This is a genomic window from Pontibacter sp. HSC-14F20 (assembly GCF_019599265.1).
Taxonomy (GTDB): domain Bacteria; phylum Bacteroidota; class Bacteroidia; order Cytophagales; family Hymenobacteraceae; genus Pontibacter.
This window is the reverse complement of sequence record NZ_JAHZTC010000001.1, coordinates 90219-108303: the sequence shown is the minus strand read 5'-3', so window position 1 is coordinate 108303 and position 18085 is coordinate 90219. Positions and strand designations below refer to the sequence as shown.

The following is an 18085-nucleotide window of genomic DNA, read 5'->3' as shown; positions in this document are numbered from 1 at the left end:
CTGACTTTATTTAAGATTATTAATAGACTACAAGCAATAAATAAACTGGGACCTGCGCCTCTATTTATAAAGCAGAAATTCATTAAAGCGTCCCAATAAAGTACAAGATATTAACTTGAGCTAATTAACTTGCTAAATTCAATTTAAGGATGATCTTATGTTTGAAAGTAAGAGTTGATGAGATTATAGTCACAACTCTTTGAGGTATAGAGCAAATGAAAACGATTGACAAAGTACTACAGAAGCTCTCTTTTGTTGGGTTTGACCCAAATACTGCATATCACAATATAAAAGGTTTAAGTTGGTTCTACCGGGACCTGCGTAAACTGAAGTCTCAGTTAGAGAATCAAAACGAGTTTCCTGTTCAGGTGATGCGGCCTATGCTTCAGGATAAACGCTCTGATAGTGGTATCATGTCAGGGCACTATTTTCATCAGGATCTTCATGTAGCCAAAGCTGTCTTTAGAGATAATCCTTTGCGCCATGTTGATATTGGTTCTCGTACCGATGGTTTTGTAGCTCATGTTGCTTCTTTCAGAGAGATCGAGGTCTTCGATATTCGCCCATTGGAGAATAAGATCGGGAATATAAAGTTTGTCCAGGCAGACTTTATGCAGCCGAACTCAGCGTTAACAGATTACACAGATTCTATCTCATCGCTCCACGCCATAGAGCATTTCGGACTTGGACGTTATAACGACCCGATTGACGCAGACGGACACCTGAAAGGCCTTTCAACTATATACCATGTCTTGAAGAAAGGTGGTAAATTTTATTTTTCAACTCCTATTGGCCCGCAAAGAATTGAGTTTAATGCGCACAGAGTGTTCAGTTTAAAGTACTTGCTGCAGCTGCTTTTAAAAGACTATAAGCTCGATCGTTACTCTTTTGTAGACGACATAGGTGATCTTCACGAAGACATTGAATTGACAGACCAATTGATTGCAGAAAATTGTGGCTGTACTTATGGGTGCGGCATTTTTGAGCTCACTAAACGGTAAGATTTAATTTCTGCCAATGCTTTTGACTCATTAAGCTTATTAAGGAAATTCTCCATATTCAGACTATCTTTGTCGCCTCCTTACTAGCTATGTGAGGCTCAGGAAGAAATTTTAACAGGTATAGTGCAGGCAATAGCAGAATTATATAAGCAGGTTATCCAACGCGTATTCAGGTCCGATTTTCTAAAAAACCTGTTCATCTACTCTTCGGGTGCTTTGTTTTTGAAGGGGATTGCCTTTTTCCTGATCCCACTCTATACTTCTGTATTGGCCCCCAGCGACTACGGTATACTTGAACTGCTGACTACAACCTCGACAATTCTAGCCATACTTTTTTCATTTGGCCTCTCGCAGGTCATTTATGTTGAATACTTTCACCTGGATAGGGCGGGCAAGCGCGATACTATCAGCCAGATCACTAACATCTACACCCTGCTGGCTATACCGCTCTATATTGCAGCAGGTATAGGTCTTGTCTATTTTGGGAATGTATTATTTGAGCAGAGTGTCGGGATTTTCATGATTGTTTTGGTTCTTTTACAAAGCTTCTTCAGTTTCTATCAAAACACTTTTTTCGCTCTACTTCAGTTAGCTAAAAAGGCCCTGAATTTAACTGTAAACAAAATCCTGATAGGCATTGTCACTCTAGTTCTTAACCTTTACCTGGTGTATTACCTGCGTCTAGGTGTGAATGGAATTTTGATCACTAACCTTGGTGTACTCTTACTGTCACTTACCTATCCGGCTCTTTTATATTTTAGGTTTATCAAGCCCGTCAAATTGAATGTAAAATGGGCAGAAACTTCTCAACATTTAAAACTAGGCTTTCCCTTTATACTTTCTTCCTTGTTTTTTTGGGGCCTTTCGGGTGTAGACAGGTGGCTCATCCTGTACTACTTGGGGGAATCCAGCGTAGGGATTTTCTCCGTAGCTTATAAGTTTTCATCTGTTTTCGAGCCACTGCTTATTGCACCAGTCTTAAGCGTGTATACGCCTTACATATTTGAGAAACTGTCTAAAGGAGATTCTAAGCAGCATAAAGCATTAATGATTTTCTTAATTTTAATTGCTTTTGCAGTTTTGGCCTTTGCTAGCCAGTTCCTAGCGCAGGCATTCATCAATGTGCGCTATCATGACTCGCTAAGTCTAATCCCTTATCTGGTAGGAGGTTTTGCCTTTTTCTTTCTGTCGCAGCTTTTAGGTGCGCCTATTTTGTTTTACAAAAAATCGCGCCTTCTCGTGATTAATGTTGCTTTGGCCGCTGTTTTTAATGTGGTGTTCAACATCATTTTTCTAAAGCATTTTGGGCTAATGGGTGCAGGGGTTGCCTATCTTCTGAGTAACTTTGCCTGGTTTGCACTTGCTGCCATACAGAATAGCCTGGTACTGAAGAAAGTAAGAGAATCCGGGCAGCCCAGTTAATAAACGTGTTAGGCAATTTTAATATGCATTTTATCAGGCTAAAAGCCGCCAATCTGGCTAGGAGGTTATTTCCGGAGATCGAACAAGTAAAGGATGCACACATCCATGCCCTCGAGCAGATTATTCAGTACAGTAATCAACAGGCCTGTCGCGCTACGGATACTCTTTCACTTACAATTGTCATATTCTCGAAAGACCGGGCCATACAACTGCATGCCCTGCTTGCCAGTTTTTTTGACTTAGCGCAAGGACAAGTCCTGATAAAAGTACTTTATACAGCCTCTTCCAAAGAGCACGATGCCGCGTACGAAGAACTTATCAGCCTATGTACGTCACGACCGGAGGTATGCTTTGAGAAGGAAAAGGACTTTCGAGCAGATCTGATTCAAACTTTGGCGGCTATTGATTCTTCAAGGATAATGTTCCTGGTCGATGACATCCTCTTTAAAGAGCCGGTTGATCTGATTGAGTTGTTAGCGCATAACACCAATAGCTTTGTGCCCACTTTGCGTATGGGCAACCATCTTTCGTATTCCTATACGACCAGACAGCATCAAGAACTTCCACAATTTCAAACAACTATCGCACCCACATCTACTATGTTGGTGTGGAAATGGCAGGATGGTCAGCTTGATTGGAAGTACCCTCTTTCGGTCGATGGACACATATTCGATACTGCTGAGATTCGATTTATAATTGGTAGCATTCAATTCAAAGCCCCTAATTCACTTGAAGAAGGAATGCAGCTTTACAATCCTATTTTCCAGACCAGGTATGGGGTTGCCCTGCAAAGCAGTGTGATTATGAATATCCCGAACAATAAAGTGCAAAATGAAAACGATAACCACGCAGGCACGCTGACTGCTGATGATCTGCTGCGCAAATGGCAGGAAGGCTATCAGATAGATTACAGAAAGCTCCGTCATTTCCGGAATATAAGTGCTCACCAGGAAGTGGAATTTGAGTTTTGTAAACGAAACAACAGGATTTAACTCACTATGAAAACACCAAAGGTATCGGTCGTTATGCCTGTATACAATGGAGAGGCTTACTTGCGTGAAGCTGTAGATAGTATTCTACATCAGACTTTTCCTGACTTCGAACTGCTCATTATTAACGACGGCTCTACAGATGGCACTCTTGCAATCCTGGACCAGCTATCCGAGGATGAAAGAGTACGGGTACTCCATAACGATGGAAACCAGGGATTAACCTATACCCGAAACAGGGGGTTGGCGAGCAGCCGGGGAGCTTACATAGCTATGCTCGACAGCGATGATGTGGCACATCCCCAACGTTTGGCAAAGCAGGTCGCTTTTCTGAATGCGAACCCGGATTTCGCGATGGTAGGTTCTTATATTGATTTGATTACACCCGAAGGGCAGTTTATACGCACACAGTGTTATCCAACAGAGCCTGAATGTATTCCAAGCCTACTGCTGTTCCAGAACAATTTTGCGCAGTCTAGTGTAATGCTTCGGCGTTCGGCTATACCTGCCGAAGGCTATAGGAACGACTTTCCTCCCTCCGAGGACTATGACTTCTGGGTAAGGATCGCCTCAACGCATAAAGTGGCAAATCTGGCTGAGCGACTGGTAGACTATCGCGAGCACCCAGGCGGTATAAGCAAAACCAAAGCTGCCATACTTTACAATTGTGTTAAGCAAATTGCGCACTATCAGTTGGAGAAATTTGGTATTGAACCCACAACAGAAGAGCTTGAGTTACACGTTAAAATCGGTTTGCTGGAGGTACCCCATACCTCTGTGGCTATTGAAAGTGCCGCCGCTTGGTTATTAAAACTGAAGCAGACAAACAATAGGACCGGGTACTTCCCGAAGGCGTGCTTTGACAAGATAGTGGCATTGAAATGGTACGAAACCTGCCGTCAATCCGGCCAGGGGAGCAAAGAATACAGTTATTTACTCCGCCCTTCGCTTTTAAATCCCAAGCAGGCTCTGTATATAGTAAAATCAAAACTGAAATGTCGTTTCGTGCCAAAAGCACAACGAATTTAAACCAAAAAGCAATGCCAGATCAAGCGATGCAGTTCCCTGTCGTTTCGGTGATTATCTCTACTTATAACTATGGTCATCTGATAGGTGAGACATTGGAGAGCCTGCAGGGTCAAACGTTTCGGCATTGGGAGTGTATTGTGATTGACGATGGCTCTTCAGACAACACGCGCGAAGTTATGACCGGGTATGTTGAGGCTGATAACCGGATAAAATATATTCCTCAGCAAAACACTGGTATGTCTGCAGCCCGCAATAGAGGAATAGCAATGGCTCGCGGTCAATATATACAACTGCTAGATGCCGACGATCTGCTTTCTGCCAAGAAATTTGAGCAACAAGTCCAGTATTTAGAGCAGTATCCGGAGGCCGATCTGGTATATGGCGATGTAAAGTATTTTTATTCAAATCAACCGAACATTTTTTTTAAAACAGTAACAGGTACCCAACAAGATTGGATGCCCCGGGTATCGGGCAAGGGGGAGGCCATCCTCAGTAAACTTATTGTTGGCAATATTATGGCTATCAACTGTCCTTTGATACGTGCGGAGGTTTTTAGAAAATTTGGTGCTTTCAATGAAACCTTGCGCCATAATGAAGATTGGGAGTTGTTCTTGAGATGGGCTGTACAGGGTGTTAGTTTTTACTACCAGGCCGCTGATAATACCGAGGCGCTCGTGCGCATGCATAGCACAAGTGCAAGCCGCGACAAGTGGAACATGCGCTATTATGAGCTTGAATTGAAAGAATCCATCCGTGAACAGCCTTTTATACGTGCTGATGCGCTTACATTCGAAATTGACAAACTCCGCCTCTCTCTTCTTTTTATAACATTTTCAACGCTGCTGCGCGGTCAGGTTGGGAAAGCCGGCGAGCAATGGAATCTTTTCCTGAAAAAGAATGGTCTCACAGCACTTCGTCGCAATGGAATCAATATCATCCTGGGAAAAATCAAGACATTTGTTTCTCAAAAGTATCCCGCATCATGAACACCGCACCTCTTGTATACATCATACTTGTAAACTACAAAAACTGGCAGGATACGGCTGAGTGCCTGGAAAGCGTATTTAAGCTTCGGTACAGTAATTTCAGGGTAGTAGTCGTTGACAATGCATCTGAGAATGGTTCTATCGAAAAACTGGAAAACTGGGCCGATGGAGAGTATGCAGTTGCCTTTGAACGTGGCTTTTATGACATTGCTGCTGTAGCAGCTGCTCCAGTCAGCAAGCCTCTTCCCTACATGTCTCTTTCTGCCCGCCATATAGAAGGTGCTATACCTGATGATAGACAATTATTCCTTGTTAAATCCGACAAAAACCTCGGTTTCGCTGGAGGCAATAATGTGGGGATTGAACTGGCCCTCTCTCACGGGGCTGATTATGTCTGGCTTCTGAATAATGATACTGTTGTAGCAGCAGACACACTCACGCAGCTGCATTTATGCTTTGTAGGAGAACTCCACAAAGGCCGACAACTAGGTATGCTTGGTGCCAAATTACTGTATTTCCATGATCCTACTCTCGTACAGGCGATTTTAGGAAGGTATAAGCCTATGCTAGCTAGCACAGAGCACATCGGGTTTGGCCAGCCGGCTACGCACACTTTCGAAGGCCTCACCATACAGGAAAACGATTATGTAGTAGGAGCATCGATATTCGTATCATCAGCTTTTGTAAAAGAAGTGGGCAATATGACAGAAGACTACTTTCTTTATTTCGAGGAAATAGACTGGGCAAAGCGTGGACAACTGAAGCATTATGAAATAAACACCTGTCTGCAGGCCAAAGTATATCATAAAGAAGGGGCCTCTATAGGGGGCGGACTAAAAGATAACAGCAATAAAAGTGAGTTGTCTGATTTTTACAGTATCCGGAACAGGCTCATCATAACAAGTAAATACTATAGGAAGTACCTGCTTCCTGTTTATTTAAGTCTGATATTTGTAGTGGCGAACCGCATTCGACGCAAGCAATTAAACAGGATTCCTTTAATTATTAAGGCTTTTAAATCTTACTACAGAAGAACAAGTTGATACGCTCAGACAGACTTATATTGCCCCATGTAGGCCTGTGGCTGTTCCTGCTTTACTGTATCATCAGTTTCCATTTCACTGACCTGAAATTGGCCGGGATAAAGCTGAATGAATTTGTCGCTTTACTGACTATTCCTTTTTTACTGTACACCATCCGGCATGTCAACAAGTACCTGCTCTATTTCTTAGCACTGTTTGTAGGATTCCTGTTAGTTACCTTTGCGAGTAACACCGGCACACAATTTTATACTGATATTAATGGACTAACATTGCTTAAAGGGCCATACCTGATCAGTATAGCTCGTTTTGTAGAGCTGATGGCCTGCCTTGCTTTTGCCCTCATCGTTTACAAGGCGGTCCGTTATTACCAAAATCAGGGGCTCAGTATCAATTACATACTACGGAAAGTACTAACGATCAATTTATATGTATCCCTTGTCTTTCTCCTTATTTTCCTGCTCGTCCAATCTGGAGTTTTACCATTGCCGGAATCTACCATTATCTACGATACCACACCTTACGCTTCCAATGACCCTACTCCACGTCTGAGAGGGTATTATGTAGAAGGCGGTCCGCTTGGCTTGTTTTACAGCTCATTGTATATGCTCACTTTCTTTGTGAGTGGGCGCAAATGGGTGTACAGACTAGTCTTCCTACTAGTAATAATTGCTGCGCAATCTAAAGCAGGTATGGCAGGTATACTGGCCTGGCATTTCTATCTTTTCTACCGACAGTTCAGGCACGCCAGTTGGTTCCGCTATGTAATACTGGCAATGCTTATTCCAGTCTTTTATTTCGTTTTTACCCTACTCATATCTAACTACCTGGTGTCTATTGAGAACTTTGAGGCCTTGGTAGAAGAGCGAAAAGGCGACTATAATTTCGTTATGGGCAGGATAGCGGCACTTTTTATTACGCCGAACATGGTAATGGAAAATCCATTGTTTGGGATAGGTCTTGGGAACTACGCTTTAGTCAGGAACGATCCTGCTTATTTAGGTATTCTACCCCCTGTCCCGGAGTGGGATGCTCCTGGCCTTGGAGTTTTTGTAACTATACTGGTAGAAAACGGCCTGATCGGATTCATGGCCTTTTTGGCTCTGCTATATGCTATTTATAAGAATTACGCCCCTGACTCAATTATAGCATCACGCGCCTTAAAGGTTTTCATACTGATATGCCTATTAGGCGTGCAGCTCCATTTTTTATATATTTGGTTTTTTATCGGGTTGGCACTGGCTGCGCCTGCCGATGAGTACTAGCTTCTGATGAATTCACTTCCCAAGACCCTGGCAGTTGATGCCAGAATGATACAAGCTTCCGGTATAGGAACAGATTTGCAGAATTTGCTGCCTCTTATGAAGGAGCATTTCGATATCACACTTTTGGGAGACCCTGTACAACTAAAGCAGTATGCATGGGCTGATAACATGCAGATAATAAGGTTCACAAAACCTATTTACTCCATAGCGGAGCAGCTTTTACTGCCGCTGCTCATACCTGCCTGTGACTATTTTTTCTCGCCGCACTTTAATATTCCGGTATTGCCGATAAGGGCAAAGCAAAGAGTCGTACTTATTCACGATGTCTATCATCTGGCAAGCAATGCCGTCAACAAAGTTCATAAGCTCTATGCCCGATTTTTGTTGCAACGAGCCATTGATGCTTCTAACAAAGTCGTTACTATTTCAGAGTTTTCCAGAAGCGAGATTCAAAAGTATCTGAAAGTGGGTGACAAGATGCTCCATAAGATAGATCTCGGAGTGGACCACAACCTTTTTAGAAAAGAGCGAGATGCTGAATTAATGCAGTCTGTGGGTAATAAATATTGTCTGCCGGAAGAATTTATTCTGTTCGTGGGCAATGTTAAACCTCACAAGAATCTAAAAACATTGGTGTTGGCCTTGTCGAAGTTAGAAGGATCACAATACCAAGGTATAAAATTGGTAGTCGTTGGTAAAAAAGAGGGCTTTATAACAGGCGACCAAAGCCTGATCAATCTGATAGAGCAGCTAAATCTAAAGGACAGAGTAATTTTTACTGGCTATGTAGAAACAGAGCACCTGCCTATTATTTATCAGTTGGCGAGGCTTTTTGTATTCCCTTCGCTTTATGAAGGTTGTGGCTTGCCACCGCTTGAGGCAATGGCCTGCGGCTGTCCTACTATAGTATCTGATGCTGCCAGTATGCCCGAAGTTTGCCGGGATGCCACTTATTATTTTGATGGTACCAATCCACAGGCACTGGCTGACGCTTTGGTTGGGGCACTTCAAAATGAGCACTTAAGAGATGATTTAATCTTAAAAGGTTTGCAGCTTAGCGCGCAGCATACCTGGCAAAAATCATCAGCCGAGCTTTGTGATATTATTTTAAAGGATAAATAGCCACATGCCACTGTTACAACGCCTATATAATAAAGAGCTCTACCATGCCCTATTGCTTGTTGTAGCTGTACTTATACCTAACACGGATTCCCTGCCGATTCGCTTAGCTAGTATGAGCATTATACTGCTGGCAGTATGGTGGATAGCATCAGGGCATTACAAACAAAAACTGACCAAGCTGAAGCATAACAAGTTCCTTTGGCTATTCATGGCGCTGTTCCTCATCAATTTGCCAGGACTACTGCTTAGAGATTACTCAGCAGATGGGTATGAAATCTTAAGCCGTAAGCTTCCGTTGCTGCTTTTTCCACTAGTTATAGGTACATCATTTGACTTGTCCGGAAAACAACGTAGCCAAATATTGATCGCGTTTATATTAGGGTTGTTTCTAATGTCCCTTTTTACTTTCAGAGAAGGCATTGCCGTGCTGCTCGATCGCGAAGACTTAACCACCATGGTCAGACTGACGTTGCTCCATCGCCCTTATAGTGGACTCTTCAGCGCATTTGGGCTAGTAGCGCTCATGAGCCTTTTCAGACAATACACATCCATTTCTGCCAGGGTGTTACTTGCGGCTGGCATACTTTATTTCATCTTTTATATTTACATTCTATATGCCAAAATGACTGTAGTTGCTTTACTTGTGCTTGCATTCGTGCTGGCCATGGTTTGGGCTACCCGTAAATTGGGCAAGGGTGTGGTAATTGGTGGCGGAATGGTAGGTATAATAGCAGCTGCCTTTTTTGTCTCAAATAATGAGAAAGCCAGCACAGTAGCCCAAAAGATTATTAAATTCGAGGATTTCTCTTACCAGGAATACGATATACATCTGGTCTCCAGTATTAATATCCGTTACATAAACTGGGGCTGTAGTATAGAATTACTTAAAAAAGATAATAATTGGCTTACCGGACTAGGTATAGGTCATACGCAACAGCCACTTAATGCATGTTACAAAGACCTGAATCCTTGGATATATGAGCTCAAAATGAATTCCCATAATGAGTATCTGGACGAAATGCTCCGAAATGGGATAGTTGGACTTAGCATTTTGCTTCTGGTTCTGCTTATACCTGCTATTAATAGCTTGAAGCAGACAAATTATACCTACCTTAGTTTTCTTATACTTTTTGCAGTAGCAATTTTAACTGAAAATTTTCTATCCAGACAAGCTGGTATCATGTACTTCGCCCTGTTTGCTTCAGTTTTCGCATTTCATGACCTTAAACCTAAAGAAATTGATTTAAAGTTTCCAGAAAAAGACAGGCTTAAAGTATAACTTTATTTGTTGTTGATTCTTAACCATTAAATTCTATAATAAGTGAAAGTAGCCATCATTCACGACTGGTTTGTAGACTACTCTGGCTCGGAGCGTGTGGTGGAGCAACTGCTGCATTTATACCCTGAAGCGGACTTGTTCTCGGTCATTGATTTTATGCCAGAGCATCTGCGGAAGCATATTGCCTATAAAAAGGCAAAGACTACCTTTATTCAAAAGCTGCCTTTTGCAAAGAAACACTATCGCAACTATCTTGTGTTGATGCCACTGGCAATTGAGCAGCTTGATGTATCAGGATATGACCTGGTTATCAGCAGCAGCCACGCTATGGCTAAGGGTGTACTCACACATGCCAATCAGGTGCATATTTGCTATTGCCACTCTCCTATCCGGTACGCCTGGGACCTGTATCACCAGTACCTGCGGGAGTCGGGTCTTCACAAAGGGGTGAAAGGATTTGTAGCGAAAATGATGCTGCATTATATCCGTATGTGGGATTATACAACCGCAAACCGTGTCGATTATTTTATAGCTAATTCTGCTTATATAGGCCGACGCATTCAAAAAGTATATAACCGCACCTCCACTGTTATCTATCCTCCTGTCGATGTGGAAAGCTTTACATTAACTCACATAAAGGAAGACTTCTACCTGACAGCCTCGCGCATGGTTCCATACAAAAAAATGGATATGATTGTGGAAGCATTTGCTCAAATGCCTGACAAAAAGCTGGTTGTGATTGGCAACGGTCCAGACTTTAACAAAATCAAAGCTAAAGCAGGAGCTAATGTTACTCTTTTAGGATATCAGCCTTTTAAAATACTGAAGGACCATTTGGAGCGAGCACGAGCTTTTGTATTTGCCGCTGAAGAAGACTTTGGAATTTTGCCCGTTGAAGCTCAGGCCTGTGGAACCCCTGTTATAGCTTTTGGAAGAGGTGGAACCTTTGAAACTGTGCTGGACGGTGGAACCGGGGTACTCTACCCACAGCAGAGTATTACTTCGTTAAAAGATGCTGTCAATCGCTTCGAGTTGATTGCCCATACATTACAACCTGATACTATCCGACAACATGCAGAGCGATTCAATATAGAAACTTTCCGCTCACAGATAGAGGAACTTGTTAATGAATATTTAAATGCCCCTCTTGCATTAAAAGAGTAAAGTCAGCTAAAATTACATAATAGAAATCGAACAATATCGCCACAAACTATTATTTCAATATTTTTGTGTCGAAATACTATGCCCGGATTATATAATAAATACATCAGACCGCTGCATGCGGTTGGCGACGCGGTTTCTATCGCACTTTCTTTTGCACTGGCCCACCAGGTAGCAGCAGACCAAACCGATCCTTTGGTTTTCTCAGGCTATACGCAGTTATTGCTATACGCACTGCTTGCCTGGTATACCTGCTCACTCCTGCTTGGGACTTATAAAATTTATCGTGCGGTGCCTATCAACAGGCTCCTGGTAAACGCTTTACAGGCTGTATTGCTGTATGTGCTGCTGTTTGAGGTCATCATGCAACTGTTTGACTTGCAGACTGTGTCACGTCAGTTCCTGTTTCTCCATTATGGATCACTGGCCTGTTTTGTGGCTTTTTACCGTTTTGTGGTGCTCATCTTACTGCGCCATTTCCGAAGAAAGGGCTATAATAAACGTTTTGTGGTGATTGTAGGTATGGGAGAAGCCGGTAAAGAGCTGCGTCGCTTTTTTAAAGTACACCCGGAGTATGGTTACCACTTTATGGGTTATTTTGACGATAAAGCATCAGGGGAGGCAGACCTGCTCGGGTCGATAGCGGATATAGAGAATTACCTGGAGGAGCACCATGTGGATGAGATCTACTGTTCCCCCTTCGAGCTGCCCCGCAATCAGATTATCCGCCTGATGAATGATGCGGATGACCGCCTGATCCGGATGAAGTTCTTGCCAGAGCCAGGCAGCTTCCACCATGCCCGCATGAAGCTGGATTTTCACGACATGCTTCCTGTGCTGGTTTTCCGTTCCATCCCGCTCGACGATACATTCAACAAGGTTATCAAACGAGCATTCGATATTTTGTTCTCGTCTCTGGTGATTATCCTGATTCTTTCATGGCTTATCCCACTGCTGGCTTTACTCATTAAACTGGACTCTAAGGGGCCTGTTTTTTTTGGTCAGGAACGTTCAGGTATAAATTATAAGACCTTTCGTTGCTGGAAGCTTCGGTCGATGTACATAAACAATGAAGCAAACTCTTTATTGGCACGACGTGGCGATTCACGAATTACCCGTATTGGTGCTTTCCTGCGCAAGACCAGTTTAGACGAATTACCTCAGTTCTTTAATGTATTTATGGGGCAGATGTCAATTGTGGGGCCTCGCCCGCACATGCTAAAGGTAAACGAAGAGTATGCTATGGTGGCTGAAAAGTATATGGTGCGCCATTTCATCAAACCAGGTATAACAGGGCTTTCCCAAGTGCGCGGCTACCGTGGTGATACCAGTTCAAACTACCAGATCCGTGGCCGCGTGAAACTCGACATCTTCTACCTTGAGAACTGGTCTTTTTTTCTTGATCTGAAGATTGTCTTCTATACCGTATACAACATGATGCGGGGCGAGGACAACGCATTTTAAAAATCAGCCTCCTCATTTGCTCCTGTTTTAGTAACTTCGCCTGCAAAGTTGAAAACATGAGCAAGGAAAAACCATCTATACCGAAAGGAACCCGCGACTTTGGCCCCACCGTGGTGGTCAAGCGCAATTATATATTTGGCGTCATCAAGCGCACCTTCGAGAAATTCGGCTACCTGCCGCTCGAAACACCTGCTATGGAGCAGCTCTCCGTGCTTACGGGCAAGTACGGTGACGAAGGCGACCAACTGATCTTCAAGGTCCTGAACTCCGGTGATTTCCTGTCCAAGACGACTGCCGCTGACATAGAACAGGGCTCTAAGCATATCACCCGCAAAATCTCTGAAAAAGCATTACGTTACGACCTGACGGTGCCTTTCGCCCGTTTTGTAGTGATGAACCGCAATGAGATCAGCTTCCCGTTCAAGCGTTACCAGATACAGCCGGTATGGCGTGCCGATCGCCCGCAGCGTGGCCGTTATCGCGAGTTTTACCAGTGTGATGCTGATGTGGTAGGCACCAACTCCCTGCTATGCGAGGCGGAGATTGTGCAGATGATCGACGAGGTGTTGGGCAGCTTAGGCTTGACAGATTTCACGATCAAGATCAACCACAGAGGTATACTGGCAGGTATAGCCGAGGCCATTGGGGAGAAAGGACGTGAAAGCGACATTTGCATGGCCATCGACAAGCTCGATAAGATCGGGGCAGACGGTGTACGCAAAGAGTTACTGGGACGAGGTATAGCCGAGGCTGCCGTTGATAAATTGGAGCCGCTTTATGATTTGAAAGGTTCTAACCAGGAAATACTAGACCAGCTACAAACGCTACTAGGTAATACTGAAGAGGGACAGCGCGGATTGAAAGACCTACTAGAGGTATGGGAGTACCTGGAGAATCTGGGCAGCGATGCCCTCACAACGCAGAACCCATCTGGTCAGTCGCGCCTGCAGCTGGATGTAACCCTGGCACGCGGCCTCACCTACTATACCGGCTGCATTTTTGAGGTAAAAGTCAATAACGCCAACATGGGCAGCATCAGCGGCGGTGGTCGTTACGATAACCTGACGGGCATGTTCGGTATGCCAAACGTATCAGGTGTAGGCTTCTCCTTTGGCGTAGACCGCATTTACGATGTACTCGAAGAACTGCAGCTTTTCCCGGCCAGCAGCGAGGTTGGTACGAAGGTGCTGATCGTGCAATTCGATAAAGAATCGGAGCGCTACGCCCTGCCCCTGCTCCAGAAGCTGCGCAACGCAGGTATAGCCTCAGAGTTATACCCTGAAAATGCCAAGCTAAAAAAGCAGATGAGCTATGCTGATCAGAAGAAAATCCCGTTTGTGCTGCTGATCGGTTCCGAAGAAATGGCATCCGGCAAACTGAAACTACGCGACATGCAGACAGGCGAACAGGACGAGCTTTACATAGACGACATCATCGCCCAGCTGAAAACTGAAGCAAACTAAACAAAAACATGAGCGACATTCACTATATCTCCAGCCAGCACCTGAGCCTGGAGCGCATCGAGGAAATCATCAGCCACAGGTATAGCCTGGCCCTGTCGCAGGAGGCGGAGGAGCGCATACTGCACTGCTACAACTACCTGCACCGCAAAATTGCCAGCACCGATGAGAGCATCTACGGCATCAATACCGGTTTCGGATCGCTGTATAAAAAGCAGATCTCGCACGATAACCTCGAACAGCTGCAGCGCAATCTGGTGATGTCGCATGCCTGCGGGATGGGCGACGAAGTGCCGGCCGAAGTGGTGAAACTGATGCTCCTGCTCAAAATACAGTCGCTGGCTTATGGCAACAGTGGGGTGCAACTGCAGACAGTGAAGCGCCTGATCGACTTTTATAACCGCGACATTTACCCGATCGTGTACCAGCAGGGTTCGCTTGGAGCAAGTGGCGACCTGGCTCCGTTGGCACACCTTTGCCTGCCGCTAATCGGCTTGGGAGAGGTATATTATCAGGGTTACCGCCTGGAGAGCCGCCATGTGCTGGAGATGTTTAGCTGGGAACCCGTCGCTTTGCAGGCCAAAGAGGGCCTCGCTTTGTTGAACGGCACACAGTTCATGAGTGCCTATGGAGTGCATTGTCTTTTGCAGGGTCGCCGTTTGTCCCGCACGGCCGATGTGGTGGGCGCCTTGTCGCTGGATGCTTTTGACGGACGCATTGAGCCGTTTAACCACCTGATTCACCAAGCGCGTCCGCACCAGGGGCAACTGGAGACAGCCGCCACGTTCCGCAACCTGCTGCAGGGTAGCGAACTGATCAGCCAGTTTAAGCAACACGTGCAAGACCCTTACTCTTTCCGCTGTATTCCGCAGGTTCATGGCGCTTCCAAAGACGCTATCCGCTATGTTGCAGGAGTGATCCTGACCGAAATCAATTCCGTGACTGACAACCCGAACATCTTCCCGGACGAGGACGAGATCATTTCAGGCGGCAACTTCCACGGGCAGCCGTTGGCGTTGGCGCTGGATTTTATGGCAATTGCTTTGGCGGAGTTGGGCAGCATTTCCGAACGTCGGACATACCAACTGATTTCCGGCAGCCGTGGTTTGCCGGACTTCCTGGTGGCAGAACCTGGCCTGAACTCCGGTTTTATGATCACGCAGTATACCGCTGCTTCTATCGTGAGCCAAACCAAACAGCTCTGCACCCCGGCTTCTATCGACACCATCCCATCGTCTAACGGACAGGAAGACCACGTGAGCATGGGCTCAAACGCCGCTACGAAGCTGTATAAGGTGGTGCAGAATGTAGAGCGCGTGCTGGCCATTGAGTTGATGAACGCTGCGCAGGCGATGGAATTCAGACGTCCGCTACGCACCGCGCCGCAGCTGGAGCAACTAGTGGCTGATTTCCGGGAGCAGATTCCTTTTGTAAGTACCGACCGCGTGATGCATCCGGACATGGAGCGAAGTGTGGATTTTATCAGAACCTGCCGTTTGCCTGTGGCTCAGGCTTAAACAACAAGTTAGGCCATCAGAAATCCGCAATAGTCTTCAGGGCTGTTGCGGATTTCTCTTTTATACCTATCCGTATTGATTCTCGTTATCCAATATGATAGCTCGTTAAGCTACCTATCCCTGAGAGTTGGACTTGTAGATGGAGCCTATTAGCCCTGCCTATACCTGGGCATACTTTTCTGTCACTTTTTAAAGAAACTTAGCTAAACTAGACTCCTATCGGAGGTTAAATCTATATTACTTGCAGAGAAAGCCCTATTTCTCCTAAATCCTTTCAGGTTGAAAAAAAGCACGACGAATCCCCCGCTCCTATACCTGAAATTTAGGCAGAAGCTTTTCTCCTATCCCTTGCTTGCCTATATTCGTAGCACACCCTACGCCTATTATTTGAGACTGCTGCTGTTCATATCACTTCTGCTGGCTGCTATACCTGTTTTGGGACAGGAAGGCTGCTTTCGGGCAATACAGAACGGGCAGGAAGTGAAGGTAATTTGCGTAGGTATACCTGTTTTTTTTGAGGACTGCAACGCAAACGAGAACGCGCAGTATACTACTTTCTATGATCCCGGCCCCGGCGCATTTGACCCTCAAAATTTTGAACAGAGTGAACTAGTCGATCGGGGTGCTGATGGCCGATTTCAGTTTACCTACACAGAGCCGGGCAAATACATCATCACGCAGATCATTAACCGGGGAGGCGGGAACAGTACCACTATAGAGCCCATAGAGTTTGAAGTGGTAGCAACTCCCGCTCCCAGTTTTACGATACAGCCTTGCGCCAGCAGATCAGTTCAGGTGACCATCGCCGACATCGGCTACGACTTGTACGACATTGATTATGGTGACAATACGCTGGCAAAAGACGTAAAAGCCGGGGATCAGCCGCCCTATACCTACCTTGGTACAGCGGTTTCCTATACCATCACGTTGCGGGGCAAGTACACCGGCAGCTCCTGCGAAACGAGCAGCTCGAACACGGTTACACTCTTGCCAACTCCTCCCACACCAGTCATCGCGCAGCTGGAAGTTCTGCGGGAAGCGGCAGATGGTGAAATTCTGTTTGCGTTCGAAAATCTGCAGCCAGGATACCGCTATGTGCTGGAGAGACGCACCACAGTAAACAGCAATTTCGAAGCCATCTACACAACCTCACCGCTCACGCAAATCAGATTGACTGACTTCAGAATCGGTAACGTAGACACCCGGCAACCCATACAGTTCCGGATTCGCCCAGCCGACAACTGCGGCAATCAATTGCCGATTTTTTCAGCGCCGGTTAGTAGCCTGATTTTGGGTGTGCAGGCAGGCAATGAACTGGCAAACCTCAGTTGGTCAGGTATAGGGGGTGCTGTACAGCATTACACAGTGCACCGCGACGGCAATCAGATTGCGGAGTTGAACAGCAACACAACCAGTTATACTGACCCTGACCTGAACTGCGGACAAAACTACTGCTACCAGGTAAGCAGTTTTTCGAATAACGGACAGAGCCACTCGATCTCTGCTTCACGCTGCCTGCAGGCCACTTCCACCGCCACCCCACCTGCCGGGCACCTCTACAGCACCTATGACGAAAACAACCAGATACAACTTATCCTGACCATCCCGGATGGCCAGACAGCCCAACAGGTTCGTTACCAGCGCAGCATCGACGGGGTGCCGTTTACTGATCTTGTAACCAGCGAGCAGACTGCGTATTCGGACCCATTGCAGCCGCTGAGTCCGGTTTGTTACCGTGCCAGCTATACTAATCCTTGTGAGCAGAGCGCAGCCTATAGCAACACTAGCTGCCCGGTATACCTGATTGCGCTGCCCCAAGAAAATAATCCGAACATCACCTTAGGCTGGACAGGCTATGTGGGCTTTCCCGATGGGGTGAGCACCTATACCCTGGAGCTGCTGAATGCCGATAACCGCATTGTCAGCAGTATACCTGTAACAGGCAACACTTACCTGGAGCACAATCCGAGCGATGAGATGCAGGAACTACGCTACCGCATTCGGGTGACTTCCGGGAGTGGCAGCGCTACTTCTTACTCCAACACTGTGGTAATTCAGCAGCCTTTGCAGGTACATATTCCGAATGCTTTCACGCCAAACGATGACGGACTCAATGATGTGCTCGAAGTAAAAGGCCGCTTTATAAAATCTTTCAATATCAAGGTATACAACAATATGGGGCAGGTCGTGTTCTCCTCTGACGACCGCAACACCAACTGGGATGGCGCCTACCAGGGAAAACCGCAGCCGGCCGGCGCTTATGCCTATGAAGTCAACATTGTGAGCCAGAGTGGCGAAACAAAGCTTCGTACCGGCACCGTCACGCTTTTGCGCTAAACTGTGATCATCC

At 45.7% G+C, this 18085-nt stretch carries 14 protein-coding genes; all 14 read left to right on the top strand.

Annotated features, from left to right (window positions below; all coding sequences use genetic code 11):
- Positions 1-215: 215 nt before the first annotated feature.
- The 14 genes from K3G39_RS00495 to K3G39_RS00430 all read left to right on the top strand — a co-directional run bounded on the left by K3G39_RS00495 (position 216) and on the right by K3G39_RS00430 (position 18072).
- Positions 216-1001 (top strand): DUF268 domain-containing protein, encoded by a 786-nt coding sequence (locus K3G39_RS00495; protein WP_220624206.1) that lies wholly within the window; start codon positions 216-218, stop codon positions 999-1001.
- Between the two features lie 123 nt (positions 1002-1124).
- Entirely contained in the window at positions 1125-2423 is a 1299-nt protein-coding gene (locus K3G39_RS00490) for an oligosaccharide flippase family protein (RefSeq protein ID WP_220624205.1), read from the top strand.
- A 23-nt stretch (positions 2424-2446) separates the two neighbouring features.
- Positions 2447-3415 carry a hypothetical protein gene (locus K3G39_RS00485; protein WP_220624204.1) on the top strand — a complete coding sequence of 323 codons (969 nt, stop codon included), beginning with the start codon at positions 2447-2449 and terminating at the stop codon, positions 3413-3415.
- Between the two features lie 6 nt (positions 3416-3421).
- Positions 3422-4441 (top strand): glycosyltransferase, encoded by a 1020-nt coding sequence (locus tag K3G39_RS00480; protein WP_220624203.1) that lies wholly within the window; start codon positions 3422-3424, stop codon positions 4439-4441.
- Entirely contained in the window at positions 4408-5427 is a 1020-nt protein-coding gene (locus K3G39_RS00475; RefSeq protein ID WP_220624202.1) for a glycosyltransferase, read from the top strand. The genes K3G39_RS00480 and K3G39_RS00475 overlap by 34 nt, the downstream gene beginning before the upstream one ends.
- Complete coding sequence (locus K3G39_RS00470) at positions 5316-6470, top strand: glycosyltransferase family 2 protein (protein WP_220624201.1); 1155 nt, start codon at positions 5316-5318, stop codon at positions 6468-6470. Before K3G39_RS00475 ends, K3G39_RS00470 begins: the two co-directional genes overlap by 112 nt.
- On the top strand, positions 6467-7732 hold the full coding sequence (locus K3G39_RS00465; protein ID WP_220624200.1) for an O-antigen ligase: 1266 nt from the start codon (positions 6467-6469) through the stop codon (positions 7730-7732). Before K3G39_RS00470 ends, K3G39_RS00465 begins: the two co-directional genes overlap by 4 nt.
- A 6-nt stretch (positions 7733-7738) precedes the next feature.
- Positions 7739-8854 (top strand): glycosyltransferase family 1 protein, encoded by a 1116-nt coding sequence (locus K3G39_RS00460; protein WP_220624199.1) that lies wholly within the window; start codon positions 7739-7741, stop codon positions 8852-8854.
- 4 nt (positions 8855-8858) lie between these two features.
- Positions 8859-10133: an O-antigen ligase family protein gene (locus tag K3G39_RS00455; RefSeq protein WP_220624198.1), complete on the top strand. Its 1275-nt coding sequence runs from the start codon at positions 8859-8861 to the stop codon at positions 10131-10133.
- Positions 10134-10175: 42 nt separating this feature from the next.
- Entirely contained in the window at positions 10176-11297 is a 1122-nt protein-coding gene (locus K3G39_RS00450; protein WP_370627161.1) for a glycosyltransferase family 4 protein, read from the top strand.
- A 78-nt stretch (positions 11298-11375) separates the two neighbouring features.
- Entirely contained in the window at positions 11376-12758 is a 1383-nt protein-coding gene (locus K3G39_RS00445; protein ID WP_220624197.1) for an undecaprenyl-phosphate glucose phosphotransferase, read from the top strand.
- 56 nt (positions 12759-12814) lie between these two features.
- Positions 12815-14221, top strand: coding sequence for a histidine--tRNA ligase (hisS, locus tag K3G39_RS00440; protein ID WP_220624196.1), 1407 nt, complete (start codon positions 12815-12817; stop codon positions 14219-14221).
- A gap of 8 nt (positions 14222-14229) precedes the next feature.
- Positions 14230-15735, top strand: a complete 1506-nt coding sequence (gene hutH / locus K3G39_RS00435) for a histidine ammonia-lyase (protein WP_220624195.1) — start codon at positions 14230-14232, stop codon at positions 15733-15735.
- Between the two features lie 279 nt (positions 15736-16014).
- Positions 16015-18072, top strand: a complete 2058-nt coding sequence (locus tag K3G39_RS00430) for a gliding motility-associated C-terminal domain-containing protein (RefSeq protein ID WP_220624194.1) — start codon at positions 16015-16017, stop codon at positions 18070-18072.
- Positions 18073-18085 lie beyond the last annotated feature (13 nt).

Bases quoted from the DNA above. Each gene is read 5' to 3' on its own strand.
- K3G39_RS00485 (WP_220624204.1), top strand. From the start codon at position 2,447: ATGCATTTTATCAGGCTAAAAGCCGCCAATCTGGCTAGGAGGTTATTT.
- K3G39_RS00470 (WP_220624201.1), top strand. From the start codon at position 5,316: ATGGAATCTTTTCCTGAAAAAGAATGGTCTCACAGCACTTCGTCGCAA.
- K3G39_RS00495 (WP_220624206.1), top strand. From the start codon at position 216: ATGAAAACGATTGACAAAGTACTACAGAAGCTCTCTTTTGTTGGGTTT.
- K3G39_RS00455 (WP_220624198.1), top strand. From the start codon at position 8,859: ATGCCACTGTTACAACGCCTATATAATAAAGAGCTCTACCATGCCCTA.
- K3G39_RS00480 (WP_220624203.1), top strand. From the start codon at position 3,422: ATGAAAACACCAAAGGTATCGGTCGTTATGCCTGTATACAATGGAGAG.
- K3G39_RS00460 (WP_220624199.1), top strand. From the start codon at position 7,739: ATGAATTCACTTCCCAAGACCCTGGCAGTTGATGCCAGAATGATACAA.
- K3G39_RS00475 (WP_220624202.1), top strand. From the start codon at position 4,408: ATGTCGTTTCGTGCCAAAAGCACAACGAATTTAAACCAAAAAGCAATG.
- hutH (WP_220624195.1), top strand. From the start codon at position 14,230: ATGAGCGACATTCACTATATCTCCAGCCAGCACCTGAGCCTGGAGCGC.
- K3G39_RS00445 (WP_220624197.1), top strand. From the start codon at position 11,376: ATGCCCGGATTATATAATAAATACATCAGACCGCTGCATGCGGTTGGC.
- hisS (WP_220624196.1), top strand. From the start codon at position 12,815: ATGAGCAAGGAAAAACCATCTATACCGAAAGGAACCCGCGACTTTGGC.